Origin of the sequence: Pseudomonas sp. FG-3G (assembly GCF_901007645.1) — a bacterium.
In the GTDB taxonomy this organism is placed as follows: domain Bacteria; phylum Pseudomonadota; class Gammaproteobacteria; order Pseudomonadales; family Pseudomonadaceae; genus Aquipseudomonas; species Aquipseudomonas rhizophila.
In genome coordinates this window covers 17,230-43,177 of record NZ_CAAKGZ010000042.1, presented here as the reverse complement: position 1 = coordinate 43,177, position 25,948 = coordinate 17,230, and the positions used below count along the sequence as shown (strand labels likewise).

Genomic DNA, 25,948 nt, shown 5'->3' with positions numbered 1-25,948 from the left:
TGCTGATATTAACCCGCCTGCGTGACAAAAAACCTGCATCAGTGCCTGCCTTGACCTACTGGTCGCGCAGGTTGTTAAGCGCCTCACAACTGTCACACAGGGGAAATAGCTTACCTTGACAAGCCATAAGTACTACACCAAAAATGCACAACTTCTTGAATATACGTGATGGCACTTTAAGATCATTAAGCATCTAAAGAGCCATTAGCCTCAAGGAACATGTGGAGTTCCATTCGGAACTTGCGTGTGCACTGCCCGAGTTATTCAGCGGGCGATAGGGAGATCGAACGAAGTGGATGTGCCTCTGCTGCTCGCCGCCGTATCCGCGACTTCGCCGTGCGGTGAAGATTTGGAATATGACGCGGATTTCTTGCGCCTGGAACGCGATTCCCAAGGTCAGCCCGAGCGCAGCATGGGCGATTCGATATTGCCTGCCGAACCCCCTGAGTGGCGCAGCATCCAGCAGCAAAGCCTGGACCTGCTGCAACGCAGCAAAGACCTGCGCATCACCCATTTCCTGCTGCAAAGTTCCCTGGCCCTGGAAGGCATACCGGGCCTGGCCCGTGTGTTGACGCTGACCAGCGAATTGCTCAAGCAGTACTGGGCCGAGCTGCATCCGCGCCTGGACGCCGAGGACGACAACGATCCCACCGTGCGCATCAACGCCCTCGCCGGCCTGACATCCGATATCACCATTGGCCTGCTGCGCGAAAGCATTCTGGCCCGCTCGCGCACCTTCGGTGCCGTGAGCCTGCGCGCCGCCGCCAATGCCAGCGGCCTGCAAAGTTTCCCGAATGAAAGCCTCGGCGCTGAACAGCTCGCCGGAGCCCTGCTCGACAGTGATCCCGAGCAGCTGGAAATCACCCGCGCCGCCCTGTTGGAAGCCCGCAGCGCCGCCGAAGCCATCGAGCAACACGTCAGCGATCAAGTCGGTTCCGCCCAAGGCGTGGACCTTGGCCCGCTGAAGCAACCGCTCAAGATGGCCCTGCAGATTCTCGGCCAGTTCGCCCCACAGAGCGGCGACAGCGCCCTGCCCGAAGTCATCAGCAGCGGCGACGACAACACCGCGCCGGTTGAACACGCCACCGCGCCGAGCGCGGGCGCGCCACGCAGCACCGCCCCTGGCGAAATCAACAGCCGCGACGACGTGCTGCGCAGCCTGGACCGGATTCTCGCGTACTACGCCCGTCAAGAGCCCTCCAGCCCCCTGCCGGTGCTGTTGAATCGGGCCAAGATTCTGGTGAACGCCGACTTTGCGACCATCGTGCGCAACCTGATTCCCGACGGCATGAGTCAATTTGAAAACCTGCGCGGCCCAGACAGCGAATAAAAGCGAACGGATCACGCAGTCACGTCACCGGCACCCCCGATGACGCCAACACCGTCGCTCAAGCGACCAGGAGCAGCAACGTGGCGAAGCAAAGTTCTCAGAAATTCATCGCGCGCAACCGTGCGCCTCGAGTGCAGATCGAGTACGACGTCGAGCTCTACGGCGCCGAGAAAAAGGTCCAGTTGCCCTTTGTCATGGGGGTGATGGCGGACCTGGCCGGCAAGCCCGCCGAGCCTCTGGCACCTGTGGCCGATCGCAAATTCCTTGAAATCGATGTCGACAATTTCGACTCGCGCCTCAAGGCCATGCAGCCTCGCGTGGCGTTCCATGTTCCCAACGAACTGACCGGCGAAGGCAACCTGAGCCTGGACCTGACCTTCGAAAGCATGGACGACTTCAGCCCGGCGGCCGTGGCCCGCAAGGTCGACTCGCTGAACAAGCTGCTCGAAGCGCGCACCCAACTGGCCAACCTGCTGACCTACATGGACGGCAAGACTGGCGCCGAAGAAATCATCATGAAAGCGATCAAGGACCCTGCCCTGTTGCAGGCCCTGGCCAGCGCGCCCAAGCCCGCCGACAACGAGCCCAAGGCTTAATCAGGACGAATGATCATGAACGAATCAGCACGTGAAAATCAGTCCCAGGCCCTGGGCACCACCGAAGTACCCAGCGAGTTCGCCTCGCTGCTGATGCAAGAATTCAAGCCCAAGACCGAGCGCGCTCGCGAAGCCGTCGAAACCGCCGTGCGCACGCTGGCCGAGCAGGCCCTGGCGCAGACTGACCTGGTGTCCAACGACGCCATCAAGTCGATCGAATCAATCATCGCCGCCATCGACGCCAAGCTCACCGCCCAGGTCAACCAGGTCATCCACCACCCCGACTTCCAGCAGCTGGAAAGCGCCTGGCGTGGCCTGCACTACCTGGTCAACAACACCGAGAGTGACGAGCAGCTCAAGATCCGCGTGCTCAACATCTCCAAGACCGACCTGCACAAGACCCTGAAGAAATTCAAGGGCACCGCGTGGGACCAGAGCCCGATCTTCAAGAAGATGTACGAAGAAGAATACGGCCAGTTCGGCGGTGAACCGTACGGTTGCCTGGTGGGCGACTACTACTTCGACCAGTCGCCACCGGACGTGGAGTTGCTGGGCGAGCTGTCGAAAGTCTGCGCCGCCATGCACTCGCCGTTCATTGCCGCCGCATCGCCGACCGTGATGGGCATGGGCTCGTGGCAGGAACTGTCGAACCCGCGCGACCTGACCAAGATCTTCACCACGCCGGAATATGCCGGCTGGCGTTCGCTGCGTGAATCGGAAGACTCGCGTTACATCGGCCTGACCATGCCGCGCTTCCTGGCGCGCCTGCCGTACGGCGCCAAGACCGACCCGGTGGAAGCCTTCGCCTTCGAAGAAAACACCGACGGCGCCGACAGCTCCAAGTACACCTGGGCCAACGCCGCTTATGCGATGGCGGTGAACATCAACCGTTCGTTCAAACACTTCGGCTGGTGCTCGCGCATCCGTGGCGTGGAGTCCGGCGGTGAAGTGGAAAACCTGCCAGCCCACACCTTCCCTACCGATGACGGTGGCGTGGACATGAAGTGCCCGACCGAAATCGCCATTTCGGACCGCCGTGAAGCGGAGCTGGCGAAGAACGGTTTCATGCCGCTGCTGCACAAGAAAAACACCGACTTCGCCGCGTTCATCGGCGCCCAGTCGTTGCAGAAACCGGCCGAATACGACGACCCGGACGCCACCGCCAACGCCAACCTGGCCGCGCGCCTGCCGTACCTGTTCGCCACCTGCCGTTTCGCCCATTACCTCAAGTGCATCGTGCGCGACAAGATCGGCTCCTTCAAAGAGAAGGACGAGATGCAGCGCTGGTTGCAGGACTGGATCCTCAACTACGTCGACGGTGACCCGGCGCACTCCACCGAGACCACCAAGGCCCAGCACCCACTGGCCGCCGCCGAGGTCATCGTCGAGGAGGTCGAAGGCAACCCGGGGTACTACAACTCCAAGTTCTACCTGCGTCCGCACTATCAGCTCGAAGGGCTGACTGTGTCGCTGCGCCTGGTATCGAAACTGCCTTCGGCCAAGGGTGCGTAAAGCTTTACTGAACGGTACAAGGCCAATGTGGGAGCGAGCTTGCTCGCGATGACGGTGGATCAGTTGTCATCAGCATGCCTGACACTCCGCTATCGCGAGCAAGCTCGCTCCCACAGGGGGTCTTCAGTGAATTGGAGATCGCCTTCGTAGCGTTTAGCAGAACAGATTTCGCAAGGTCGGCGTCAATCAAACAATGTGGTAGAGACCACACAGGGAGAAAACATGGCTGTTGATATTTTCATCAAGATCGGCGACATCAAGGGCGAGTCCATGGACAAGGCCCACAAGGACGAGATCGATGTCCTGAACTGGAGCTGGGGCATGTCCCAGTCCGGCAACATGCACGTGGGCAGTGGCGGTGGCGCGGGCAAGGTCAACGTGCAGGACCTGTCGCTGACCAAGTTCGTCGACAAGGCATCGCCCAACCTGATGATGCATTGCGCCAGCGGCAAGCACATCGACAAGGTCAAGCTGACCGTGCGCAAGGCCGGTGGTGAAAGCCAGGTCGAGTACATGATCATCAACCTGGAAGAAGTGCTGATCACGTCCCTGAGCACCGGTGGCTCGGGCAACGATGATCGCCTGACCGAAAACGTCACCCTGAACTTCGCCAAGGTGATGGTCGACTATCAGCCGCAAAAAGCCGACGGCACCAAGGAAGGCGGCCCGGTCAAGTTCGGCTGGAACATCCGTCAGAACGTCAAGGTGTAATCGAACACGCCCCCGGTGCCAGGCGCCGGGGGTGTTTGGTGCTTGCTCGAATCCAATCCTTTCCCACCCGGTATCTGAGTCATGGCCAAGCCTTCGTTTATCAATTTGTGGAACAGTTATCCCGCAACGTCAACGCCCTGCGATGGGCCTTGGGATAATCAATGCGCGATCAGGATGAGCATCACGCTCAATGCGGAACAAACGATCAAGGTCAACAAGTCGACTTATAGCGAACCCAAGTGTGCGCACGAACATGCTCGGGGTGCCGAGTCGTTGGCCAACTGGCTTTGGCGTCATCATCTAGGTCGTCCAACGATTCTCACGGGAAGCGCCGAGGACCGCCGCACACTCAATCAGAAGACAGGAATCATTTTCTTCAAGGACTGTTTTGCACGGCTCGGGCAATCCGAGGAGGCGCGCACCGGTGACCATATCGATCTATGGAATCGCGGCAGGGCCACTGGCGACTTCGCCGATCAGGCTCATCGTTCAAAGCAAGTCTGGTTTTGGGAGCTGACATGATCAAGCGAGCGCTGCTATTGGCGTTGTCGAGCTGTCTTTTCCTAAGCCTGAACGCCTGCGCCGAACAAACCGACCCTCCGGCGGCACAAAACGTTCAGGTCGATCTCGCCGGTCAGATCCTGACCCTGGAAAACCATAATCAACGCTGTGCCTTGCGCAAACCGGACCAAAGCCTATTCACCCTGGACATGCCGTGGCCCTGCCACTTAAGCGTTGACCGCAAAGGCTTGCCACGCGTCGAAAGTTTTAACAACGCCTTGATCATCATCGTGCAGCATTTCGAACCAGAACCTGCGCCAAGCACTGAGTGTCGCTCTCAATACCAAGCCATCAGACAAATCGAAGGCCTTCTGGAGGCATCGATTGTGGCCAGTGGTGGCCGTTGCATGGCCGGCGCCCTTGACCAGAAAAACTTTGTGGCCCTTTTTACGTGGTAACCGAAATCGCCACCCGCGATCGCCTGCAACCGTCCCTGTTGGACCGGTTGACCGACGACGATCCGAGCAACCCCAAGGAAAGCGCCGACAAGCGCGTGTTGTCGCTCACCCAGTTGAAAGCCTCGGTGCTGCGTGACTTGGCGTGGTTGCTCAACACCACATCGCTGCTCGATACCGACGCCACGCTGCACACCCCGGCAGGCACATCTGTGGTCAATTTCGGGTTGCCGGCGCTGGCCGGCAACAGCGCATCGAACGTCGATCTGCCGGCCTTGGAAGCGTTGATCCACCAAGCCATCGCCACGTTCGAACCGCGCATCTTGCGCCACACCCTGAGGGTGCGAGCCCGAGCAACCGCCGAGATGAACCACAACGCCTTGAGTTTCGAGATCGAGGGTGACCTCTGGGCGCAGCCCGTGCCGCTGCGCCTGATGCTGCAAACCGACCTGGACCTGGAAACCGGCCACGTGCGCGTGGTCCATGCCGACCAGCGGAGACGCCCATGAATCCGCGCCTGCTGGAGCTGTACAACCAGGAACTGCACCACGTGCGCGAAAGCGCGGCGGAGTTCGCCAAGGAATACCCCAAGATCGCCAGTCGGCTGACGTTGTCCGGGATGGACTGCGCCGACCCGTACGTCGAACGTTTGCTGGAAGGCTTCGCCTACCTGACGGCGCGGGTGCAGCTCAAGCTCGATGCCGAGTACCCGACCTTCACCCATAACCTGCTGGAAATCGCCTACCCCCACTATCTGGCGCCCACGCCGTCGATGACCGTGGTGCAACTGCAGACCGACCCCGATGAGGGCTCGCTGAGCGGCGGCTTTGCGCTGCCCCGGGACACCGTCCTGCGCGCCGCCCTGGGGCGTGAAACCCAGACCTGCTGCGAGTACCGCACCGCCCACGCGGTGACGTTGTGGCCGTTGCAGGTCAGCCAGGCCGAGTACTTCGGCAATCCGTCCGCCGTGCTCGGACGCCTGGCCGCCAGCGAACCGAAGGCCAAGGCCGGCCTGCGCCTGACCCTGCGTACAGGCGCCGAACTGCCGTTCAATAGCCTGCCCCTGGACAACCTGCCGCTGTACCTCAGCGGTGCCGACGAACAGCCCTTCCGTCTCTACGAACAACTGCTGAGCAATGCTTGCGCGGTGTTCGCCCGCAAGCCCGGCGGCGATTGGGTTGAACGCTTGCCTCAGGACGCGCTGTGCTCGCGGGGTTTCGACGATGCCGATGCCGCGCTGCCCGTGGTCTCGCGCGCCTTCCAGGGTTATCGCCTGTTGCAGGAATACTTCGCCCTGCCCCATCGGTTCCTGTTCGTCGACTTCACCCAATTGAGCCGCGCGGTCAAGCGCTGCGACGGTCAGGAGCTGGAGCTGATCGTGCTGTTCGACCGGCACGACCCGAGCCTGGAGGGCAGCGTCGGCGCCGCGCAGTTCCTGCCGTTCTGCACCCCGGCGATCAACCTGTTCCCCAAGCGCCTGGATCGCATCCACCTCTCGGAGCGGGTCAACGAACATCACGTCATCGCCGACCGCACCCGACCGATGGATTTCGAAGTGCATTCGCTGACCGGCCTCACCGGCCACGGCACCGGGCCGGAGCAGCCGTTCCTGCCGTTCTATGCCGTGCGCGATCCGTCCCGTTATGGCCGCGACCAGGCCTATTACACAATACGGCGTGAGCCACGAGTATTGTCCAGCGACCAACGACGCAACGGCCCGCGCTCGACCTACGTGGGCAGCGAAACCTTCGTCAGCCTGGTGGACAGCCAGCAGGCGCCCTATCGCCACGACCTGCGCCAACTGGGCGTGACGGCGCTGTGCACCAACCGCGACCTGCCGTTGTTCATGAGTGTGGGCAACGGCAAGACTGATTTCACGTTGGCAGACAGCGCGCCCGTCGGCGCGATTCGTTGCGTCGCCGGCCCCAGTCGACCACGGGCCAGCCATGCCCACGACGCCAAGGCCTGGCGTTTGATCAGCCAGCTCTCGCTCAATTACCTGTCCCTGAGCGAGCAAGGCCAGGGCGCCGCCGCCCTGCGCGAACTGCTGCGCCTGTACGGCGACAGCAACGATGCGGCGGTGCAGTTGCAAATCGAAGGCCTGCGCGAAGTCAGCAGCAAGGCCTGCACCCGACGCTTGCCGATGCCCGGCCCGATCGTGTTTGGTCGGGGCCTGGAAATCACCCTGGAATTCGATGAAAACGCGTTTCGCGGCACCGGGGTGTTTTTGCTCGGCGCGGTGTTCGAGCGCTTCCTGGCACGCTACGTGTCGATCAACAGTTTTACCGAGACGGTGATCCGTACCACCGAACGCGGCGAGATCATGCGATGGAAAGCCAAGCCCGGACGTCGTCCGACCCTTTGAGTACCCTGGACGCGATGCACCAGGAGCCCTGGGAATACGACTTCTTCCAGGCCTTGCGCCGTATCGAGTGCGAATCCCCCGAGCTGCCGCGCCTGGGCCATTCATTGCGCCTGGCCGACGACCCGCTGCGCCTGGGGCAACAGGCCGAATGCACCTTCGCCCCGGCGACCCTGGCCTCGGTGCAACCGGGCCTCGACGGTGCGCCGGCACGCCTGGAGCAGTTCTTCTTCGGCCTCGGCGGCCCCAACGGCCCGCTGCCGCTGCACATCACCGAATACGTGCGCGAACGTCAGCGCAACAACGCCGACAGCACCAGCAAACGTTTCCTCGATGTGTTCCACCATCGCCTGCTCAGCCTGTTCTACCGGGCCTGGGCCGAAGCGCGGCCAACGGTCAGCCATGATCGCCCGGACGATGACTACTGGTCGGCGCGCCTGGCCGCCCTCAGTGGTCGGGGCATGCCGAGCCTGCTCAAGCAGGGGCTGATCCCCGACACGGCGAAGCTGCATTACAGCGGCCACTTGTCGGCGCAAACCCGCTACCCGGACGGCTTGAAGGCCATCATCAGCGAGTACTTCGGCCTGCCGGTGGAGATCGAAGAATACGTCGGCCAATGGCTGGAACTGCCAGAACGCAGCCGCGTGGGCGTCAGCGCCCATCAGTTGGGCGTGGACTTTTGCCTGGGCCGCTACGTGTGGGATCGCCAGCACAAATTCCGCATTCGCCTGGGGCCACTCAAGCTCGATGACTACATGGGCATGTTGCCCGGCAGCCAACCCTTCAACGAGCTGGTGGCCTGGGTCGCCGAATACCTGGGCCATGAACTGGACTGGGACCTGAACCTGATCCTGGAACAACCCGAAGTACCGGCGCTGCAACTCAACGGCAGTTTGCGCCTGGGGTTCAACACCTGGTTGGGACGCCCCGAAACAGATGCCAAGGATTTAATACTGGCCCGGCATTACGCCGAACAGGCCAACACCTCACAGACCTCAAGGAGCCATGAGCATGGGTGAAATCAGTCGCGCCGCGTTGTTCGGCAAACTCAACAGCGTGGCCTACAAAGCCATCGAAGCCGCCACCGTGTTCTGCAAGTTGCGCGGTAACCCCTACGTGGAACTGGCCCACTGGTTTCATCAGTTGCTGCAACTGCAGGACTCGGACCTGCACCGCATCATCCGCCAGTTCAATATCGAGCCGGCACGCCTGGCCCGCGACCTGACCGAAGCCCTGGACCGCCTGCCACGGGGCTCGACCTCCATCACCGACCTGTCTTCCCACGTTGAAGAAGCCGTGGAACGCGGTTGGGTCTACGGCAGCCTGATGTTTGGCGAAAGCCAGGTGCGCACCGGTTACCTGGTGCTGGGCATTCTCAAGACGCCAAGCCTGCGCCATGCGTTGCTGGGGCTGTCGTCGGAGTTCGACAAGGTCAAGGTCGAGGCCTTGAGCGAGCGCTTTGACGAATACGTCGGCGACTCCCCGGAAAACGCCCTGACCGCCAGCGACGGTTTCAACGCCGGCGCCGTGCCGGGCGAAGCCAGCGGCGCCATGGCCCCCAGCGCCATGGGCAAACTGGAAGCCCTCAAGCGCTTCACCGTCGACCTCACCGAACAGGCGCGTAGCGGTAAGCTCGACCCCATCGTCGGTCGCGACGAAGAAATCCGCCAACTGGTGGACATCCTCATGCGCCGCCGGCAGAACAACCCGATCCTCACCGGTGAAGCCGGCGTGGGCAAGACCGCCGTGGTCGAAGGCTTTGCCCTGCGCATCGTCGCCGGCGACGTGCCGCCATCGCTCAAGGACGTGGAACTGCGCAGCCTCGATGTCGGCCTGTTGCAGGCCGGCGCGAGCATGAAAGGCGAGTTCGAACAGCGTCTGCGTCAGGTCATCGAAGATGTCCAGGCGTCGCCCAAACCGATCATTTTGTTCATCGACGAAGCCCACACCCTGGTGGGCGCCGGTGGCGCTGCCGGCACGGGTGACGCGGCCAACCTGCTCAAGCCGGCCCTGGCCCGCGGCACCCTGCGCACGGTAGCGGCCACGACCTGGGCCGAGTACAAGAAACACATCGAAAAAGACCCGGCCCTGACCCGGCGTTTCCAAGTGGTGCAAGTGGCCGAGCCGTCCGAAGACAAGGCGCTGCTGATGATGCGCGGCGTGGCCTCGACCATGGAAAAACACCATCAGGTGCAGATCCTCGACGAGGCTCTGGAAGCCTCGGTCAAACTGTCCCACCGCTACATCCCGGCGCGCCAGTTGCCGGACAAATCCGTGAGCCTGCTGGATACCGCCTGCGCCCGTGTCGCTATCAGCCTGCACGCGGTGCCGGCCGAAGTGGACGACAGCCGTCGGCGCATCGAAGCGCTGGAAACCGAGCTGCAAATCATCGCCCGTGAACACGCCATCGGCATTGCCATTGGCAGCCGTCAGACCCAGAGCGAAAACCTGCTGAGCGCCGAACGCGAACGCCTGGCCGAACTGGAAGGCCGCTGGGCCGAAGAGAAAGCCCTGGTGGACGAGTTGCTCGCCACCCGCGCCACCCTGCGCGAGCGCGTCGGCGTGGTAGACAGCGAGGATGGCAGCGAGACTAGCCACGAACTGCGCGAGCAACTGGTGGACCTGCAACAGCGCCTGACCGCGCTGCAAGGCGAAACCCCATTGATTCTGCCGACCGTGGACTACCAGGCCGTGGCCTCGGTGGTCGCCGACTGGACCGGTATCCCGGTGGGCCGCATGGCTCGCAACGAACTGGAAACGGTGCTCAACCTCGACCAGCACCTGAAAAAACGCATCATCGGCCAGGACCACGCCTTGCAGATGATCGCCAAGCGCATCCAGACCTCCCGCGCCGGCCTGGACAATCCGAGCAAACCCATTGGCGTGTTCATGCTCGCCGGCACCTCCGGCGTGGGCAAGACCGAAACCGCCCTGGCCCTGGCCGAAGCCATGTATGGCGGCGAGCAGAACGTCATCACCATCAACATGAGCGAGTTCCAGGAAGCCCACACCGTGTCCACCCTCAAGGGCGCGCCACCGGGCTACATCGGCTATGGCGAAGGCGGCGTACTGACCGAAGCCGTGCGGCGCAAACCGTACAGCGTGGTGCTGCTGGACGAGGTGGAAAAAGCCCACCCGGACGTGCATGAGATTTTCTTCCAGGTGTTCGACAAAGGTGTGATGGAGGACGGTGAAGGCCGGGTGATCGACTTCAAGAACACCTTGATTCTGTTGACCACCAACGCCGGTACCGAACTGATTGCCCAGGTCTGCAAAGACCCGCAGAACGTGCCCGAGCCCGAGGACATCGCCAAGGCCCTGCGCCAGCCGCTGCTGGAGATTTTCCCGCCGGCCCTGCTGGGTCGCCTGGTGACGATTCCGTACTACCCGCTCAGCGACGAGATGCTCAAGGCCATCACCCGCCTGCAACTCAACCGCATCAAGAAGCGCGTAGAGAACACCCACAAAGTCGCCTTCGACTACGACGACGCGGTGATCGACCTGATCGTCTCGCGCTGCACCGAAACCGAAAGCGGCGGACGCATGATCGACGCCCTCCTGACCAACAGCCTGCTGCCGGACATGAGCCGCGAGTTCCTGACCCGCATGCTCGAAGGCAAGGCGCTGGCCGGCGTGCGGATCAGCGCCCGGGATAACGAATTGCAGTACGATTTCAGCGACGCGGCCTGACGGTAAGGAACACCGTAAAACCCTGTGGGAGCGAGCTTGCTCGCGATAGCGCAAGTACATTCAACATCAATGTTGACTGATACGCCGCCATCGCGAGCAAGCTCGCTCCCACAGTGGCATCTTCCACAGTGGGGGTTGCGTTCCTTCAGCTATTACAACTTGCACGGGACACTCGATGTTATTCAACCAAGCCTCACGCCTGGCCAAAATCACCAGCCCCCTGGGACCTGAGGTGCTGTTGCTCAAGGACATGGGCGGCGGCGAAGAGCTGGGGCGGCTGTTCAACTACGAGTTGCAGTTGCACTCGCTGGACAACGCCATCGACCTCAACCAGGTGCTCGGCAAACCCATGTGCGTGAGCCTGCAACTGGACGGCGGCGGCGAGCGGCATTTCCACGGCATCGTTTCGCGCTTCAGCCAGAACGTTGACCAGGGACAGTTCGCCAGTTACCAGGCGACCTTGCGGCCCTGGCTATGGCTGCTGACCCGTACCTCCGATTGCCGGATTTTCCAGAACCTGACCATCCCGCAGATCATCAAGCAGGTGTTTCGCGACCTGGGTTTCTCCGACTTCGAAGACGCCCTCAGCCGCCCCTATCGCGAGTGGGAATACTGCGTGCAGTATCGCGAAACCAGCTTCGATTTCGTCAGCCGCCTGATGGAACAGGAAGGGATCTACTACTTCTTCCGCCACGAACAGGGCCGTCATGTATTGGTGCTGGCCGACGCCTATGGCGCCCATACCACGGTGCCCGGCTACGGCTCGGTGCCCTACTACCCCAAGAACGAACAGCAGCGCGAGCGCGACCATATCCACGACTGGCACCTGGCCCAGGAAGTGCAGCCCGGCTCGCTGGAACTCAACGACTACGACTTCCAGCGCCCCAGCGCGCGCATTGATGTGCGTTCGGCCATGCCGCGCCCGCACACCGCCGGCGACTATCCGCTGTACGACTACCCCGGCACCTACGTGCAGAGCCAAGACGGCGAACACTACGCCCGCACCCGCATCGAAGCCTTGCAGACCCTGCACGAGCAAGTGGAGCTGGCCGGCAACGCTCGCGGCCTGGGCTCGGGCCACCTGTTCAGCCTCACCGGCTTCACCCGCCAGGACCAGAACCGCGAATACCTGATCGTCGGCGCCCGCTATTACGTGTCCCAGGAAAGCGGTGAAACCGGCGGCGGCGCACCTTCGGCCCAGTTCGAAAGCAACCTGACCTGCATCGTCGCCCAACAAAGCTACCGGCCGCTGCCCACAACCCATCGCCCCATCGTCAAAGGCCCGCAGACCGCGTTGGTGGTCGGCCCCAAGGGCGAGGAAATCTGGACCGATCAGTTCGGCCGGGTGAAGGTGCATTTCTACTGGGACCGTCACGACCAGTCCAACGAAAACAGCTCGTGCTGGATTCGCGTGTCACAGTCCTGGGCCGGGAAAAACTGGGGCTCGATGCAGATCCCGCGCATTGGCCAGGAAGTGATTGTCAGCTTCCTCGAAGGCGACCCCGACCGGCCGATCATCACCGGTCGCGTCTACAACGCCGAACAGACCGTGCCTTATGACCTGCCCGCAAACGCCACCCAGAGCGGCATGAAAAGCCGTTCGAGCAAGGGCGGCACGCCAGCGAATTTCAACGAAATCCGCATGGAAGACAAAAAAGGCGCCGAGCAGTTGTACATCCATGCCGAGCGCAACCAGGACATTGTGGTGGAGGTGGATGAAAGCCATTGCGTGGGCCACGACCGCAACAAGAGCATCGGCCACAACGAGACGGTGACCATCGGCAATAACCGCCTGCGCATCGTCAAGCAGGAAGACATCCTGTCGGTGGGCCTGCGCAAGACCGACAGCATCAGCCAGAGCTACGTCATTGAAGTGGGCGAGAACCTGCGCCTGGTCTGCGGCGAAAGCATTCTGGAGCTCAACGCCAGCGGTCAGATCAATTTGACCGGCGTGCAAATCAGCTTCTATGCCAGCGGCGATGCCGAATTCAACACCGGCGGCGTGCTGCACCTGAACAACGGCGGCGGTCCCGGTGCCACGCCCGACGGCCAGGGCGTCAAGGCCAGCATCGACGCCAATATCGCTGCCGCGTTCCCCAAGGGTTAACCTCGAGATTTATGCGCCATGACTTACCGCATCAATGAATTTCAGTTCCAGCTGCCGCCCAGCGAGTTGCTGGATGCAACGATCAACATCCTCAAGTTCCCTGAACTGGGCACCTCCTTGATCGTCAGCCGCAGCTTGCTGGCCGACGGCGAAACCCTGCAGAGCAACCTCGACGAGCAGCTCAAACGCCTGGAAAAACAGGTCCAGGACCTGCGCGCTCAACCGGGCGTCGCCGTGCGCCTGGGCGCCAATCAGGAAGTCGAAGGCATCGAGCTGCGCAGCCAGTTCAACAAGGGCAACGAAAAGGTCTTCCAGTTTCAGCTCGCCCTGGTACTGCCCGGCACGCGCAAGATGCTTGCCTTGAGCTATGTGAAAGCCGAGAAGCTCGGTGATGCTGAAGCAGCGCATTGGGCGACGATCAAGGGTTCGTTGTTGTTTGACGTTCCGGCTTGATGAGCGAACTGCATGTCTGACGCTCTCTGGGCCGCCCGGCTGGGCGATGCGCTGGACCACACCTCAATGATGGCTGACATTCTTGGAGGCGTGCTGGAGGTAGCAGCCAACATTGCGATTACCGCCCTAGCGACGGCTGCGGTAGTGGCGGCTACGGGCATCACAGTCGCCACAGGCGGGTTAGGTTGCTTCCTGCTCGGCGCCGTGGTGGGCGCCGTCGTTGGCCTTGCCATGAGCAAGACTGGGGCCGACGAAGGGCTGAGCAATATCTGCGAAGGCATTGGCAACGCGCTGTTCCCGCCCACGGTGCAAGCGAACATCCTCACCGGCTCAACCAACACCCTGACCAACAACATCCCAGCCGCTCGCGCCGCTGGGGCGATTCAATCCCATGTCGCACCAGCAGGCACCGAGCTTGAGGCACCTGAGCCGCAAGCCGAGCCCAGCTATCTGGACATGGCCGAGAACTTTTTCTCGCAGATGTGGCGCCCCACTGTTGCAACACCCGCGCCCGGCGCCGTACCCAAGCCGCTGGACATGATCGCGTGCATGAAACATCCGCCGATGCCGCCGCAGTTTTTGGCCGAAGGGTCGGACAAAGTCACCATCAACGGCCAGCCAGCAGTGCGCAGCGGCGACCGCAGCACCTGCGATGCCAAGGTCGTGTCATCCGGGCTGATTTCACCCGATGTCACCATTGGCGGCGGCTCGGTGGTGGTGCGCGAGATTCGCAGCGGCAAGACTCCGGGCGTCGGTCTGGCAGTCACCGCGCTGCTGATGCTCAAGGGCGGCAAAGGCAAGTTCCTGAGTAACCTGCCGTGCATGCTGGTGGGCGGTGCGGCGTCGATGGCGGTCAGCAGCGCGATGGGCGCCGCGGCCAACGCTACTATGGGTTCGTCGAACCCGGTGCATGCCGCTACCGGGGCCAAAGTTCTGGGCGATGTAGAGGAGATGGACTTCGTCCTGCCCGGCATCTTGCCAATCGACTGGCAACGCTTCTACAACAGCCGCGACGAGCGCCGCGAAGGTATGTTCGGTGCGGGCTGGAGCGTGGCCTACGAGGTGCGCGTCGAGATCCTGCCTCACCCCGAGGGCGGTGAAACGCTGGTCTACACCGATGAACAGGGCCGGCGCATCGACATGGGTTCCATCCCTCTGGGCGGCGCCGTGTTCAGTCCCGGTGAAGGGCTCAGCGTACGACGGCATGCCAATGGCCAATTGCTGATCGACAGCTCAGACGGCCTGTACCGGCTGTTCGAACCCACCCCGGGCCGTGCATCGCTGCTGCGCCTGAGTCAGTTGGGCGACCGCAATGACAACCGCATCTACCTCGACTACGACGACACAGGTCGGTTGGTACAGCTGCGAGACACCTTTGACCTGACCAGCATCGCGCTGGCGTACCACAAACGCTGGCCGCAACGGGTCAGCCGGATAGACCGGCTTTACGCTGATCAACGCCGTGAAGTGCTGATGCACTACGATTACGACGCCCAGGGTGATCTGACCGAGGTCCGTCAATCCAACGGTCACGTGAAACGCCGCTACGCCTACGATGCCGGACGGCGCATGGTTGAGCACCAACTGCCCACCGGGCTGCGCTGCTTTTACGAATGGGCCTTAATCGAAAAGCGAGAATGGCGGGTTGTTCGCCACTGGACCGACGCGGGCGACACTTACGCCTTTGACTACGACCTGGCTGCCGGGACTACGCGCATCACCGACGGTTTGAATCGCATCAGCACCCGTCGCTGGGATAGGCGGTATCAGATCACCGAAGCCACCGATGCCCTGGACCGTACCTGGGTCTTCCAGTGGAACGACGAAAGCCAGTTGGTGGCGGCAACGGCCCCCAACGGCGGACAACATCAATTCAGTTATGACGAGGCGGGTAACCTTTGCCAGACGTCTGACCCACTCGGACGCAGTGAGTCAACACTGTGGCTCGAACACTGGGCGCTGCCCCTGACCGAAACCGATGCCGCGGGCAATACCTGGCAGTACCGCTATGACTCGCGTGGCAACCGCATTCGCGAAACCGATCCGTTGGGCAACGTCACCCGCTATCGTCATGACGCCCACGGTCAGGTGGTGGAAGTTGTCGACGCCATCGGCAAACGCAAAACCATGCGTTGGACGCCCCTTGGCCAGCTCAGCGAGCACACTGATTGTTCCGGCTACACCACACGGTTCAGTTATTGCGAGCGCGGGACGTTGCTCAGCAGCACCGACGCACTGGGGGAACGGACGCTTTTCAGCTATGACGACCAAGGCAGGCTGCTGACCAAGCAATTACCGGACGGACGTACCGAGCAATATCAGCGCGATGCGAGCGGCCAGTTGATCGGCTACAGCGACCCCGCCGGGCACACTACGCATTTCCAGCACACCCTCAATGGGCAACTGCGCGTGCGTACCGACGCGCATGGTCGACGGGTAGAGCTGAGCTACGACAACTACGGCCGCCTGCTGGCGCTGACCAACGAAAACGGTGAATGCTACCGGTTTGCCTGGGACGCTGGCGACCGTTTGACCGCCCAGCACAGCCTGGACGGCAGCCTCAAACGCTACGCCTACGACCCGCTGGACAACGTCACCCGCATGGAAGCGCTCGCGGTTGCGGGCAGCACCGACCTGGACCTCGCGCCGCAAGCATCGATCACCCATGAGCTGGAGCGCGACGCAATGGGTCGGCTGGTGGCCAAAGTCACCACAGACGGGCGCACCGAGTACTGCTATGACGCGCTCGATCAGGTCAACACCATCACCTTCACCGCGCTTACCGGTGAGCAGCAAAGCATCGGCTTGAACTACGACGCTCTTGGGCAACTGATCGCCGAGCAAGGCTGGGCCGGACGCCTGGAGCATCGCTACGATGAGCTGGGCAATCTGACCCAGACGCTGCTCCCCGATGGTCGCTGGCTAAACCGACTGCATTACGGCAGCGGCCACCTGCACCAGATCAACCTTGACGGCCAGGTCATCAGCGACTTTGAACGCGACCGCCTGCACCGTGAAGTGCTGCGCACCCAAGGGCGCCTCAGCACCCGCAGCGAATACGACCGCAGCGGTCGCCTGCGCGCACGCCAACGTCGGCAACAGGGCCAGTCCGCGCTGTTACCACCGGCGGCGCAATCACTGTTCGGCTATGACAGCAGTGATCAACTGGTAGAACGCTTCGACAGCCAGCCTGACGCCCCTCATCGCCATCTGCTGCACTACGACGCCACCGGACGCATTCTCGCCAGCCAGGACAATCTCCAGGGCCAGCGTGAAGGCTTCGCCTATGATCCGGCCGCCAACTTGCTCGATAGCCTGGGCACCGAACGGGTCGCTCATAACCGTTTGCTGACCTATCAGGACAAGCGCTACCGCTATGACGGCTTCGGCCGCATGGTGGAAAAGCGCAGCGCCCGGCGGGGTGTCCAGCGCATGCGCTACGACGCCGAACAGCGTTTGGTGGAGGTTAGAAACGATAACGGCTCGGTCGTGAAAATGACCTACGACCCGCTGGGCCGGCGCATCGAAAAAGCCGAATACGACCGCCATGCCACCCTGCTTAGCCGCACCCGCTTCACCTGGGATGCACTGCAACTGTTGCAGGAACACCGCGACAACCAGACCAGCCTGTACATCTACGCCGACGACAGCCACGAACCGTTGGCAAGGGTCGACGGCCTGGGTGAACACCAGAAAATCCGTTACTACCACAACGACTCCAACGGCCTGCCCGAACAACTCTCGGAAGCCGACGGGCACACGCTTTGGCGGGCCCGTTACCAGGTGTGGGGCAACACCGTAGAAGAGCTACGCGAACCGTATTACATCGAAGAGCAGAACCTGCGTTTCCAGGGCCAATACCTGGACCGGGAAACCGGGCTGCACTACAACACCTTGCGCTTCTACGACCCGGACATCGGTCGCTTTACCACACCGGACCCCATCGGTTTGGCCGGTGGGCTGAACCTCTACCAGTACGCGCCAAACCCGGTGAGCTGGATCGACCCCTCGGGTCTGATGAAGTGCTCGACGCCACCTAAGGGCCGCAAGGTCAACCGGACGGTTTATCGCTTTGAAGAGCCAGGACGGATCAGCACAACCTGGACGGCGCACAAGTGGAACGTTGCCTCCAGACACCGTTACACCGCCCCCGGACTGGGTGGTGTCTATGGCGCCAACTCACGCAAGACCGCCATGGGCGAGGTCAACCACTGGGGTGTGGACCTTTCCACCCGGGTGTTGGTAAGCAAGAAAGTGCAACTCAACAACGTTCTGGATCTGACCCGGGCTGATGTGCGTAAACAACTGGGGGTTTCGCTAAAGAGCATTACCGGCAACAAATACACCCAGACTCATCAAATAGGCGCCTGGGCCAAGGCCAATGGTTATGATGGGATCCTGGCACCGTCGGCGCGAAACCCGACCGGCAGCAACTTGATTTCCTTTGCAGGTTTTTAAAATGGGACTGGAAGACGAATACGTCGGCGATGCCGATTGGCAAACTTTCGTGCGGTTGTACGAAGAGGACTACCTCGACGACAACGCCCGCATGCTGGCCAAGGCCATGGATGACAACCTCGACATGGCAGTGGTGCTCTACGGAAAAAGGGGGCTCAAGGAAGGGTTCTGGTGGCTGGAACAGACCGTGCCCGCCCTGGGTAACAAACGCCCGGCCGATTGTCTCAAGACCCCGAAACTGATCAAGCGTCTGAGAATGGCCTTGATGAGCATGCCCTGATACGCCAGTAGCGTGTTGGAGAACGTCACCCCGCGATGGCCTCTACCCCCCTAAGAATTTCGCCGGAAAGCCCTCATGCTTTGGCCTACGAGAGACGCCATGAGTCTGAAACAAGAGTTCGTTGCCTTCACGGCAACCCGGCAGCAACAAACCTGCGCCGTGGTCTTGATCGCTGGTGGCGCATCCAGGTGAACGAAAGATCAGGATCAAAAGATCGCAGCCTTCGGCAACTCCGACACTGCACCCCGCCCTTCGTCGCCTGAAAAGGAACTTCGCCCCGAATCCCTTATCTCAAAGAGCACTTCGCCATACTGGCGGGCTTTGGAGCAAGCGCGTGCCAATCCACAGCAGTGCACGTTCTTTGAGATTTGTGCCGATGGTCGACAAGAACCTACAGGATTCGTCCCAACCTCACTGGCCCGAAGCGGCCCAGACGCTCATGGCGCTGATGCACGCCCAGGGCGAAGTCGCGCGCCTGAGCGAGCGTGAGCAGCTATTCAGCTCATTGCTGGTCAGCGTCAACGCGGTGCTCTGGGCGTTCAACTGGGAAACCCGACAGGTCCTGTATGTCAGCCCCGCCTATGAACGAATCTTCGGTCGGCCGGCAGGTCTGGTGCTGGCTGATTTCAATGAATGGCGCGACGCAATCTACCCCGACGACCTCGAATACGCTGAGCGCAGCCTGGCCGAAGTGCTGGTCAAAGGTGCCGTGGAGGATCGTGAGTACCGCATCATCGCTGCCAATGGCCAGATCCGCTGGCTGAGCGACAAATGCTTCATCAACCGTAAGGCTGAGTCGGGGCAACCGGTGATCGTGGTGGGCATTGCCGAAGACATCACTGAAAAGAAGCTGCTGGAAAGCGAACTGCAACGACTGGCAACCACCGACGTGCTGACCCAGAGCAGCAATCGCCGCCACTTCTTCGAATGCGCTCACCGTGAATTCGAGCAGGCACGACTGCAGGGCACACCCATGGCGTTCCTGTTGCTGGACATCGATGATTTCAAAGTGATCAACGACACCTACGGTCATCAGGAAGGCGATAACGTGCTGCAGAAAATCGCCGAAAGCGGACGTTCCGTTCTCAGACGCGGTGATCTGTTTGGACGAATCGGTGGTGAAGAATTCGCCGCGGTGTTCCCTGGCTGTGCCCCGGACATGGCACTGCAAGTCGCCGAGCGTCTGCAGCGCGAGATTCAGCGCCTGGCTTTCCGCAGCGGGGAGAAAGGCTTCGGCATCACCGTCAGCCAAGGCTTGACCAGCCTTACCGCCGAAGATCAGAGCCTCGACACCCTGTTCTCCCGCGCCGATGCGGCCATGTACGAAGCCAAGCGCCAGGGGAAAAATCGCATCATTGCGGCTTGAGCAATCTCGTGGCCAAGGCGTCAGCAAAACTCCAGTCATACCCCCTGTGGGAGCGAGCCTGCTCGCGATGGCAGACTGACAGCCAGCGCATCGGTGAATGGCACACCCCTCATCGCGAGCAGGCTCGCTCCCACAGGGTTGGTCAGCGGCCTTACTTGCGGCGCAATCGCATCAACTCCGGCAATCCGATCTTCAGCAAACGCGCCGTGCGCCCACGGGCCAGCTCTTCCAGCCCTTCATGCTCGGTCAGATGGGCCATTTGCGCCGCCATATTCATCACCAGTGCCTCGCGGGAGTAAACCCCGCCGCCCAGGCCATAGGCCGCCGCAATCAACTCCCGCAGCTCCAGCGGCAGACGCCAGCGGGTGCGCAGCGCGGAACCGAAGCTGGCACCGAACTGATCGAGCAAATTGCCCACCTCCTCCGATTCGTCGAGCTCGCCGCCGGCCTGCGTCCATTCCTCCAGGCATCGCAACAACGCCAAGTCCCCCAAGCGATGCAACAACCCGGCGCAATAGCAACGCTCCTGCTCCAGATCCAGCAGCCGCGCCAGCATCCGGGCGTACTCACCGGTGTGCAGCGACAACTCCCAGTAACGCTCGGCATAGTCTGCCAGGCACGGGACACTGAGCCGGGCACAGCGCTTGAGGGTCAGCCCCAGAATCAGGTTCATGCTCTGCCCGGTACCAAGCTGATGCAGCGACTGCGCGACCGTCTGCACCAGACCGCCGCCCTGGTGCTGCGCAGCGCTGTTGGCCGCAGCAATCAGCACGGCGGTAATTTGCGGGTCGGTGCGGATTTCTTCTTCCAGCAGTTTCAGGTCCAGACCGCCGGGGTTGAGGCTGCGCTTGACTGCCACTTGCACATCGGTCATCAACGGCGCGCCTTCGGAAGAATCACGTCGACGCTCCAGAAAGGTTGTCAGGGTCTGCTCCGGGGCTGACACGTCGGTGGAGCAATCCTCTGCGCTGCTCAACAGTAGCCCCTGCAAACGCTGGGTCAGGTCTTCCCGGTTCAAGGGTTTGGTCAGGTAGGCCGCAGGCGCCAGCGGCAAGACCTCACGTACGCTGGCGCTGTCGTTGCGCCGGCTCATGAGAATGAACGGCAACACCGGTTTTCGATGCTGCTGGCGAAGGCCCCGCAGGATGCTCAGGCCATCGACGCCCGGCAATTCCCAATCGGCGATCACCAGGTCATAGGCGTTGTGCGCAAGCAGATTCAGGGCCTGCTGGCCCTCGCCGCACGTATCCACCCGAGCATCGCAGCGTATGCCCGATAGCACCTGCTCAAGCAGCTCCCGAGACACCGGATCGGCCTCGGCGATCAACACACGGGGTACAGCGGGTAAATCCACGGCAGTCATGCAGCATCGCTCCCTCGCAATACTTGCACCTTAGCCAATGGTGGCCGTTGCAGACAGCTCTACCCTTGGGAATATGTTCCCGAATATGAAAAAACCCGCTGCGAAGCGGGTTTTTTGTGGGTCAGCGCACAGCTCAGGGCTCGTACAATCAGAGCTCGGAGAAGCACTCTTCGATGATTGCCAAGCCTTTGTCCAATTGCTCGTCTGGCGAGGTCAGCGGTACCAGCACCCGCAGGACGTTGCCGTAGGTGCCGCAGGACAGCAGGATCAAGCCCTTGTCGCGGGCCTTGGCCACAACCTGAGCCACGGCCGCCGCGTTCGGCTTGTGGGTGTCGCCATTTTCGAACAACTCCACGGCGATCATCGCACCCAGGGCACGGACTTCGCCGATGACCGGGTATTTCTTCTGGATGGCCTTGAGGCCAGTCACCAGACGCTCGCCCACCGCCTTGCAGCGATCCAGCAAGTGCTCTTCCTCAAATACCTCCATCACCGCCAGCGCAGCAGCGCAGGCAATCGGGCTGCCGGCGTAGGTGCCACCCAGGCCGCCAGGGGCAATAGCGTCCATGTACTCGGCCTTACCGCAGACACCGGCCAACGGGAAACCGCCGGCGATGGATTTGGCGAAAGTCGTCAGGTCGGCGGCAACACCCATTTGTTCCATGGCGAAGAAGGTGCCAGTCCGACCGGCGCCGGTCTGTACTTCGTCAGCGATCAGCAGAATGCCGTGCTGATCACAGAGGGCGCGCAGGCGCTTCATGAATTCCTTGGGCGCCACGTAGAAACCACCCTCGCCCTGTACTGGCTCGATGATGATTGCCGCGATGTCACGTGGTTCGGCGTCGTTCTTGAAAATACGCTCGATGCTGGCAATGGAGTCGTCGATGCTCACGCCGTGCAGTTCGTTCGGGTACAGCGCGCGGAAGATGCCGCCGGGCATCAAGCCCATGCCGGCCGAATACGGCACGACTTTACCGGTCAGGCCCAGAGTCATCATGGTGCGGCCGTGGTAGGCGCCGGTAAAAGCGATGACACCCGCGCGACCCGTGGCGGCGCGAGCGATTTTTACCGCGTTCTCCACCGCTTCGGAACCGGTGGTCACCAGCAGGGTTTTCTTGGCGAAATCACCTGGCACCTTCGCGTTGATTTTTTCGCACAGCTCCACATACGGCTCGTAAGCCAGCACCTGGAAGCAAGTGTGGGTCAGCTTGTTCAGCTGTTCGGTCACGGCGGCGATGATTTTCGGATGTACGTGGCCGGTGTTCAGCACCGCGATACCGCCCGCGAAGTCGATGAATTCACGGCCTTCAACGTCGGTTACCGTGGCATTCTTCGCCGATTCGGCGAAGATCGGGTGAATCTGGCCAACACCGCGTGGTACAGCGGCTTCGCGGCGTTTCATCAGGGAAGCGTTGGTCTTGTTGCTCATTGAATATGTCCTCATTCGCCGCTCATCGGTCGGCGTGGGTCAAGGCGTACATGGACGGGAGGCAACTGCGACAGCATGCGATGATCGACTGTCACAGCGTTCCGGCCACAAGAAACAGAACGGGTAAAACGCGCAAAGGGACAGCGCTCTCGTGCCCTTTGCGCTTGCAGCAGGATCAGATACCGAGGCAGAGGTATTTGATTTCCAGGTAATCCTCGATTCCGTACTTGGAGCCTTCACGGCCCAGGCCGGAGGCCTTGATGCCGCCGAACGGCGCGACTTCGTTGGAGATCAACCCGGTGTTGACGCCAACCATGCCGTATTCCAGGGCTTCGGCCACGCGGAACACACGGCCCAGGTCGCGGGCATAGAAGTACGAGGCCAGGCCGAACTCGGTGTCGTTGGACATCGCGATCACTTCGGCTTCGTCTTTGAAGCGGAACAGCGGCGCCAACGGGCCGAAGGTCTCTTCCTTCGCCACGGCGGCACTCGAGGGTACGTTGGTCAGGATAGTCGGCTCGAAGAAGTTGCCTTCCATGGCCTTGCCGCCAGCCAGCACGGTCGCGCCTTTGCTGACCGCATCAGCGATGTGCTCTTGCACCTTGGCAACCGCTTTCTCGTCGATCAACGGACCGGTGGTGGTGCCATCTTCCAGCCCATTGCCGATCTTGAGCTTGGCGACTGCCACTTTGAGTTTTTCAGCGAAGGCGTCGTACACCGAATCCTGGATGTACAGACGGTTGGCGCAGACGCAGGTCTGACCGTTGTTGCGGTATTTGGAAATGATTGCGCCTTCGACGGCCTTATCCAGGTCCGCGTCGTCGAACACGATGAACGGCGCGTTGCCGCCCAGTTCCAGGGAGACTTTCTTGATGTCCTTGGCACATTCGGCCATCAACTGACGACCGATTTCGGTCGAGCCGGTGAACGACAGCTTGCGCACGATCGGGTTGCTGGTCAGCTCGCCGCCGATGTCGCCGGCACTGCCGGTAACCACGCTCAGCACGCCCTGCGGGATGCCGGCACGGTGGGCCAGCTCAACCAGCGCCAGCGCCGAGAACGGGGTTTGCGAAGCCGGCTTGATGACCATGGTGCAGCCCGCGGCCAGAGCCGGGCCGGCTTTGCGGGTGATCATCGCAGCCGGGAAATTCCACGGGGTAATGGCAGCAGTCACACCGATTGGCTGCTTGATCACGATCAGGCGCTTGTCGGGCTGGTGGCCAGGAATCACATCACCGTAGATGCGCTTGGCTTCTTCGGCGAACCATTCGATAAACGAGGCGGCGTAAACAATTTCACCCTTGGCTTCGGCCAGCGGCTTGCCTTGTTCCATCGTCATCAGGCGGCCGAGGTCGTCCTGGTTTTCGATCAGCAATTCGTACCAGCGGCGCAGCTTGTTGGCGCGCTCTTTGGCGGTGAGGGCGCGCCAGGCCGGCAACGCCTTGTCGGCGGCTTCAATCGCCCGCCGGGTTTCGGCAGCGCCCATCTTCGGCACAGTGCCCAGCACTTCACCCGTTGCCGGGTTGGTAACCTTGATCGTCTGACCATTGTCCGCGTCGACCCAAGCGCCATCGATAAAGGCTTGCTGGCGGAACAACTGGGTGTCTTTAAGCTGCATGTCGGCTTTCCTTAACAGCACCGCGCGCACGCGGAGCGAATTAGATTTGTAGAAAGGCGCCCCAAGGGCTGCCGTCAGGGAAATCATCCACCGGGCTGAAGCACAGAAATAACGCACATAAGCACAGACGTGCGGTTCAGCACCCAGACAAGAGCGTTTGAAATCTCAAACGAATCCTAGGGCCGATGGGGGGGAAGGACAATAGGCTGTTCGAAAAAAAGAACGAAAAACCTGAATTTGCCTGCTTTTTCTGATCAGCGTAGCCCATGCCCGCCTATGCTTATGAAAACACCGGCAAATCAGCAGCATGGACGCCCGCATTGCATATGAGTATCATGGCGCCCGCGTCGCACCAGTAGCTCAGCTGGATAGAGTACTGCCCTCCGAAGGCAGGGGTCGTGGGTTCGAATCCCGCCTGGTGCACCATCTGCAGAATCAAAAGCCCCAGGTCTTGCGACCTGGGGCTTTTTTGTGGACGCTGATTTCACTCAACGCTTGCGCAACGCCTCCAACCGCGCCGGCAAGTCCTCCTCGGGAAAGCGCTGATGCAACGCCAGCAGCTTTTCATCAGCAGCCTTGTCCTCACCCGCCTCGCGCAAGCGCAGGATTTCCAGCAGTTCCTGCTCCAGCGACGGCCGTGCAGCGGGCGCCGATTTGCTCATTTTCGCCGCAGGCTTTTCCGCCAAGGCGTGGTCAGCGCTTGCCGGGGCTTGAGCGATTTCGCCCTGGGGTGCTGCCATGCGGGCTATCGGCGCGGGAGCGGACATGGCGGGCGGCGGTGCGGCGGCGACGGCGGACTCCTGTCGATTGGCGGAAAACTCCATCGGAGCTGGCGCAGACAGGTCGCTCTGAGGTACTGGCAAGCGAACCACCAGACCGATCATCAACGCGACACCGGCGACCGTGGCGAATGCCATCTGCCAGCGCGGCCGTTGGCAGGCCTGTAGCCAGCGTTTCCACAGACTGGGCGTAGGCGTCGGGGCTTCGCGACGGGCGGCAGCCAGGATGAAAGCGTCCAGGGACACGGGCGGTTCGCCGCTGGCGTGTTGACGGAAATGCTCGATCAGCATTTCGTCATCGGGCTTCGGGGTGTGTTTGGAATCAATCATGCGGGTACCTCCTCGGCCAGCAGTCGATGCAATTTTTGCTGGGCGTAACGCAAGCGGCTTTTTACCGTTTCCAGCGGGGCGCCGGTCAGGGCGGCGATCTGCGGCAGCTCCAGGTCGCCGTGCAGTCGCAGCAGGAAGACTTCCCGCTGGTCTTCGGGCAAGGCTTGCAACGCGGCGTCCAGGCGGGCCTGATCGCGACTCAGGCTCAACTGCTGTTCGGGGTTGCTGGTGTCGTCGGGCTGGACATGAACCTGTTCGTCGTAACTGTCGTGCAGCGGGTTGCGGACACCGTGTTTGCGCCAGTGATCAATCAAGCGGTTGCGGGCAATCTGGAACAACCATGTACGAAAACTCGCCCGTCCTTGTGGCTGGGTAGTGCTGCGGATCAGGCTGAGCCAAGTGTCCTGGAAGACTTCCTCGGCCAGTTCGGCTTTGTTGCTCAAGGACACCAGAAAACGATATAGCCCCTGTCGATGGCGGGCGTACAGGACTTCAAAACACGCCCCGTCGCCATCGCGGTAGCGGGCCAGCAGCGATTCGTCGCTGGGACAATCATGCGGAGCGGGCATGTCGGTGACGAACTCCTTTGCGGTTAACACAGTTCTGGC

At 61.6% G+C, this 25,948-nt stretch carries 20 protein-coding genes and 1 tRNA gene; 16 read left to right on the top strand and 5 right to left on the bottom strand.

The window, feature by feature from the left end; all coding sequences use genetic code 11:
- The first annotated feature begins 292 nt into the window (after positions 1–292).
- From tssA to PSEUDOMOFG3G_RS24770, 15 genes are all read left to right on the top strand, one after another.
- Entirely contained in the window at positions 293–1,330 is a 1,038-nt protein-coding gene (gene tssA, locus PSEUDOMOFG3G_RS24840; protein ID WP_107323118.1) for a type VI secretion system protein TssA, read from the top strand.
- 80 nt (positions 1,331–1,410) lie between these two features.
- Positions 1,411–1,926, top strand: coding sequence for a type VI secretion system contractile sheath small subunit (gene tssB, locus PSEUDOMOFG3G_RS24835; RefSeq protein ID WP_047226773.1), 516 nt, complete (start codon positions 1,411–1,413; stop codon positions 1,924–1,926).
- Between the two features lie 15 nt (positions 1,927–1,941).
- Positions 1,942–3,438, top strand: coding sequence for a type VI secretion system contractile sheath large subunit (tssC, locus tag PSEUDOMOFG3G_RS24830; RefSeq protein ID WP_047226772.1), 1,497 nt, complete (start codon positions 1,942–1,944; stop codon positions 3,436–3,438).
- Positions 3,439–3,660: 222 nt separating this feature from the next.
- Positions 3,661–4,149, top strand: coding sequence for a type VI secretion system tube protein Hcp (locus PSEUDOMOFG3G_RS24825; RefSeq protein ID WP_047226771.1), 489 nt, complete (start codon positions 3,661–3,663; stop codon positions 4,147–4,149).
- Between the two features lie 81 nt (positions 4,150–4,230).
- Complete coding sequence (locus PSEUDOMOFG3G_RS24820; RefSeq protein ID WP_139048770.1) at positions 4,231–4,671, top strand: type VI secretion system amidase effector protein Tae4; 441 nt, start codon at positions 4,231–4,233, stop codon at positions 4,669–4,671.
- 17 nt (positions 4,672–4,688) lie between these two features.
- Entirely contained in the window at positions 4,689–5,108 is a 420-nt protein-coding gene (locus tag PSEUDOMOFG3G_RS24815) for a hypothetical protein (RefSeq protein ID WP_306670309.1), read from the top strand.
- Positions 5,102–5,614 (top strand): type VI secretion system baseplate subunit TssE, encoded by a 513-nt coding sequence (gene tssE, locus PSEUDOMOFG3G_RS24810; RefSeq protein WP_076383105.1) that lies wholly within the window; start codon positions 5,102–5,104, stop codon positions 5,612–5,614. The genes PSEUDOMOFG3G_RS24815 and tssE overlap by 7 nt, the downstream gene beginning before the upstream one ends.
- Complete coding sequence (tssF, locus tag PSEUDOMOFG3G_RS24805) at positions 5,611–7,470, top strand: type VI secretion system baseplate subunit TssF (RefSeq protein WP_047226767.1); 1,860 nt, start codon at positions 5,611–5,613, stop codon at positions 7,468–7,470. Before tssE ends, tssF begins: the two co-directional genes overlap by 4 nt.
- Complete coding sequence (gene tssG, locus PSEUDOMOFG3G_RS24800) at positions 7,434–8,486, top strand: type VI secretion system baseplate subunit TssG (RefSeq protein ID WP_047226766.1); 1,053 nt, start codon at positions 7,434–7,436, stop codon at positions 8,484–8,486. Before tssF ends, tssG begins: the two co-directional genes overlap by 37 nt.
- A complete protein-coding gene (gene tssH / locus PSEUDOMOFG3G_RS24795) occupies positions 8,479–11,157 on the top strand; it encodes a type VI secretion system ATPase TssH (RefSeq protein ID WP_139048768.1) in 2,679 nt (892 codons plus the stop codon). Before tssG ends, tssH begins: the two co-directional genes overlap by 8 nt.
- Positions 11,158–11,332: 175 nt before the next feature.
- Positions 11,333–13,264 (top strand): type VI secretion system tip protein VgrG, encoded by a 1,932-nt coding sequence (locus tag PSEUDOMOFG3G_RS24790; protein WP_139048767.1) that lies wholly within the window; start codon positions 11,333–11,335, stop codon positions 13,262–13,264.
- A gap of 18 nt (positions 13,265–13,282) precedes the next feature.
- Positions 13,283–13,717: a DcrB-related protein gene (locus PSEUDOMOFG3G_RS24785; protein WP_047226763.1), complete on the top strand. Its 435-nt coding sequence runs from the start codon at positions 13,283–13,285 to the stop codon at positions 13,715–13,717.
- Positions 13,718–13,729: 12 nt separating this feature from the next.
- Positions 13,730–18,175, top strand: coding sequence for an RHS repeat-associated core domain-containing protein (locus tag PSEUDOMOFG3G_RS24780; RefSeq protein WP_139048766.1), 4,446 nt, complete (start codon positions 13,730–13,732; stop codon positions 18,173–18,175).
- Between the two features lies 1 nt (position 18,176).
- On the top strand, positions 18,177–18,455 hold the full coding sequence (locus PSEUDOMOFG3G_RS24775) for a hypothetical protein (protein ID WP_107323122.1): 279 nt from the start codon (positions 18,177–18,179) through the stop codon (positions 18,453–18,455).
- A gap of 376 nt (positions 18,456–18,831) precedes the next feature.
- The gene (locus PSEUDOMOFG3G_RS24770) at positions 18,832–19,821 is read left to right on the top strand and encodes a sensor domain-containing diguanylate cyclase (protein ID WP_047226760.1); all 990 of its coding nucleotides are present in this window, start codon (positions 18,832–18,834) and stop codon (positions 19,819–19,821) included.
- Positions 19,822–19,972: 151 nt separating this feature from the next.
- Here the strand turns inward: PSEUDOMOFG3G_RS24770 and PSEUDOMOFG3G_RS24765 are convergent, their stop codons facing one another.
- From PSEUDOMOFG3G_RS24765 to gabD, 3 genes are all read right to left on the bottom strand, one after another.
- Complete coding sequence (locus tag PSEUDOMOFG3G_RS24765; protein WP_076383109.1) at positions 19,973–21,184, bottom strand: HDOD domain-containing protein; 1,212 nt, start codon at positions 21,182–21,184, stop codon at positions 19,973–19,975.
- A gap of 148 nt (positions 21,185–21,332) precedes the next feature.
- The gene (gabT, locus tag PSEUDOMOFG3G_RS24760) at positions 21,333–22,613 is read right to left on the bottom strand and encodes a 4-aminobutyrate--2-oxoglutarate transaminase (RefSeq protein ID WP_047226758.1); all 1,281 of its coding nucleotides are present in this window, start codon (positions 22,611–22,613) and stop codon (positions 21,333–21,335) included.
- A gap of 175 nt (positions 22,614–22,788) precedes the next feature.
- Positions 22,789–24,231, bottom strand: a complete 1,443-nt coding sequence (gene gabD, locus PSEUDOMOFG3G_RS24755; RefSeq protein ID WP_139048765.1) for an NADP-dependent succinate-semialdehyde dehydrogenase — start codon at positions 24,229–24,231, stop codon at positions 22,789–22,791.
- 349 nt (positions 24,232–24,580) lie between these two features.
- On the opposite strand from gabD, the gene PSEUDOMOFG3G_RS24750 reads away from it, so the two are divergent.
- Positions 24,581–24,657, top strand: a tRNA-Arg gene (locus PSEUDOMOFG3G_RS24750).
- Positions 24,658–24,719: 62 nt separating this feature from the next.
- Here the strand turns inward: PSEUDOMOFG3G_RS24750 and PSEUDOMOFG3G_RS24745 are convergent.
- Positions 24,720–25,340: a hypothetical protein gene (locus PSEUDOMOFG3G_RS24745; RefSeq protein WP_139048764.1), complete on the bottom strand. Its 621-nt coding sequence runs from the start codon at positions 25,338–25,340 to the stop codon at positions 24,720–24,722.
- Positions 25,337–25,909, bottom strand: a complete 573-nt coding sequence (locus tag PSEUDOMOFG3G_RS24740; protein WP_047226755.1) for an RNA polymerase sigma factor — start codon at positions 25,907–25,909, stop codon at positions 25,337–25,339. Before PSEUDOMOFG3G_RS24740 ends, PSEUDOMOFG3G_RS24745 begins: the two co-directional genes overlap by 4 nt.
- Positions 25,910–25,948 lie beyond the last annotated feature (39 nt).

Coding starts and splice junctions, on each gene's coding strand:
- tssC (WP_047226772.1), top strand. CDS start 1,942: ATGAACGAATCAGCACGTGAAAATCAGTCCCAGGCCCTGGGCACCACC.
- PSEUDOMOFG3G_RS24825 (WP_047226771.1), top strand. CDS start 3,661: ATGGCTGTTGATATTTTCATCAAGATCGGCGACATCAAGGGCGAGTCC.
- PSEUDOMOFG3G_RS24820 (WP_139048770.1), top strand. CDS start 4,231: ATGGCCAAGCCTTCGTTTATCAATTTGTGGAACAGTTATCCCGCAACG.
- tssF (WP_047226767.1), top strand. CDS start 5,611: ATGAATCCGCGCCTGCTGGAGCTGTACAACCAGGAACTGCACCACGTG.
- tssG (WP_047226766.1), top strand. CDS start 7,434: ATGGAAAGCCAAGCCCGGACGTCGTCCGACCCTTTGAGTACCCTGGAC.
- tssH (WP_139048768.1), top strand. CDS start 8,479: ATGGGTGAAATCAGTCGCGCCGCGTTGTTCGGCAAACTCAACAGCGTG.
- PSEUDOMOFG3G_RS24790 (WP_139048767.1), top strand. CDS start 11,333: ATGTTATTCAACCAAGCCTCACGCCTGGCCAAAATCACCAGCCCCCTG.
- PSEUDOMOFG3G_RS24785 (WP_047226763.1), top strand. CDS start 13,283: ATGACTTACCGCATCAATGAATTTCAGTTCCAGCTGCCGCCCAGCGAG.
- PSEUDOMOFG3G_RS24780 (WP_139048766.1), top strand. CDS start 13,730: ATGTCTGACGCTCTCTGGGCCGCCCGGCTGGGCGATGCGCTGGACCAC.
- PSEUDOMOFG3G_RS24775 (WP_107323122.1), top strand. CDS start 18,177: ATGGGACTGGAAGACGAATACGTCGGCGATGCCGATTGGCAAACTTTC.
- PSEUDOMOFG3G_RS24770 (WP_047226760.1), top strand. CDS start 18,832: ATGGTCGACAAGAACCTACAGGATTCGTCCCAACCTCACTGGCCCGAA.
- PSEUDOMOFG3G_RS24765 (WP_076383109.1), bottom strand. CDS start 21,184: ATGACTGCCGTGGATTTACCCGCTGTACCCCGTGTGTTGATCGCCGAG.
- gabT (WP_047226758.1), bottom strand. CDS start 22,613: ATGAGCAACAAGACCAACGCTTCCCTGATGAAACGCCGCGAAGCCGCT.
- gabD (WP_139048765.1), bottom strand. CDS start 24,231: ATGCAGCTTAAAGACACCCAGTTGTTCCGCCAGCAAGCCTTTATCGAT.
- PSEUDOMOFG3G_RS24745 (WP_139048764.1), bottom strand. CDS start 25,340: ATGATTGATTCCAAACACACCCCGAAGCCCGATGACGAAATGCTGATC.
- PSEUDOMOFG3G_RS24740 (WP_047226755.1), bottom strand. CDS start 25,909: ATGCCCGCTCCGCATGATTGTCCCAGCGACGAATCGCTGCTGGCCCGC.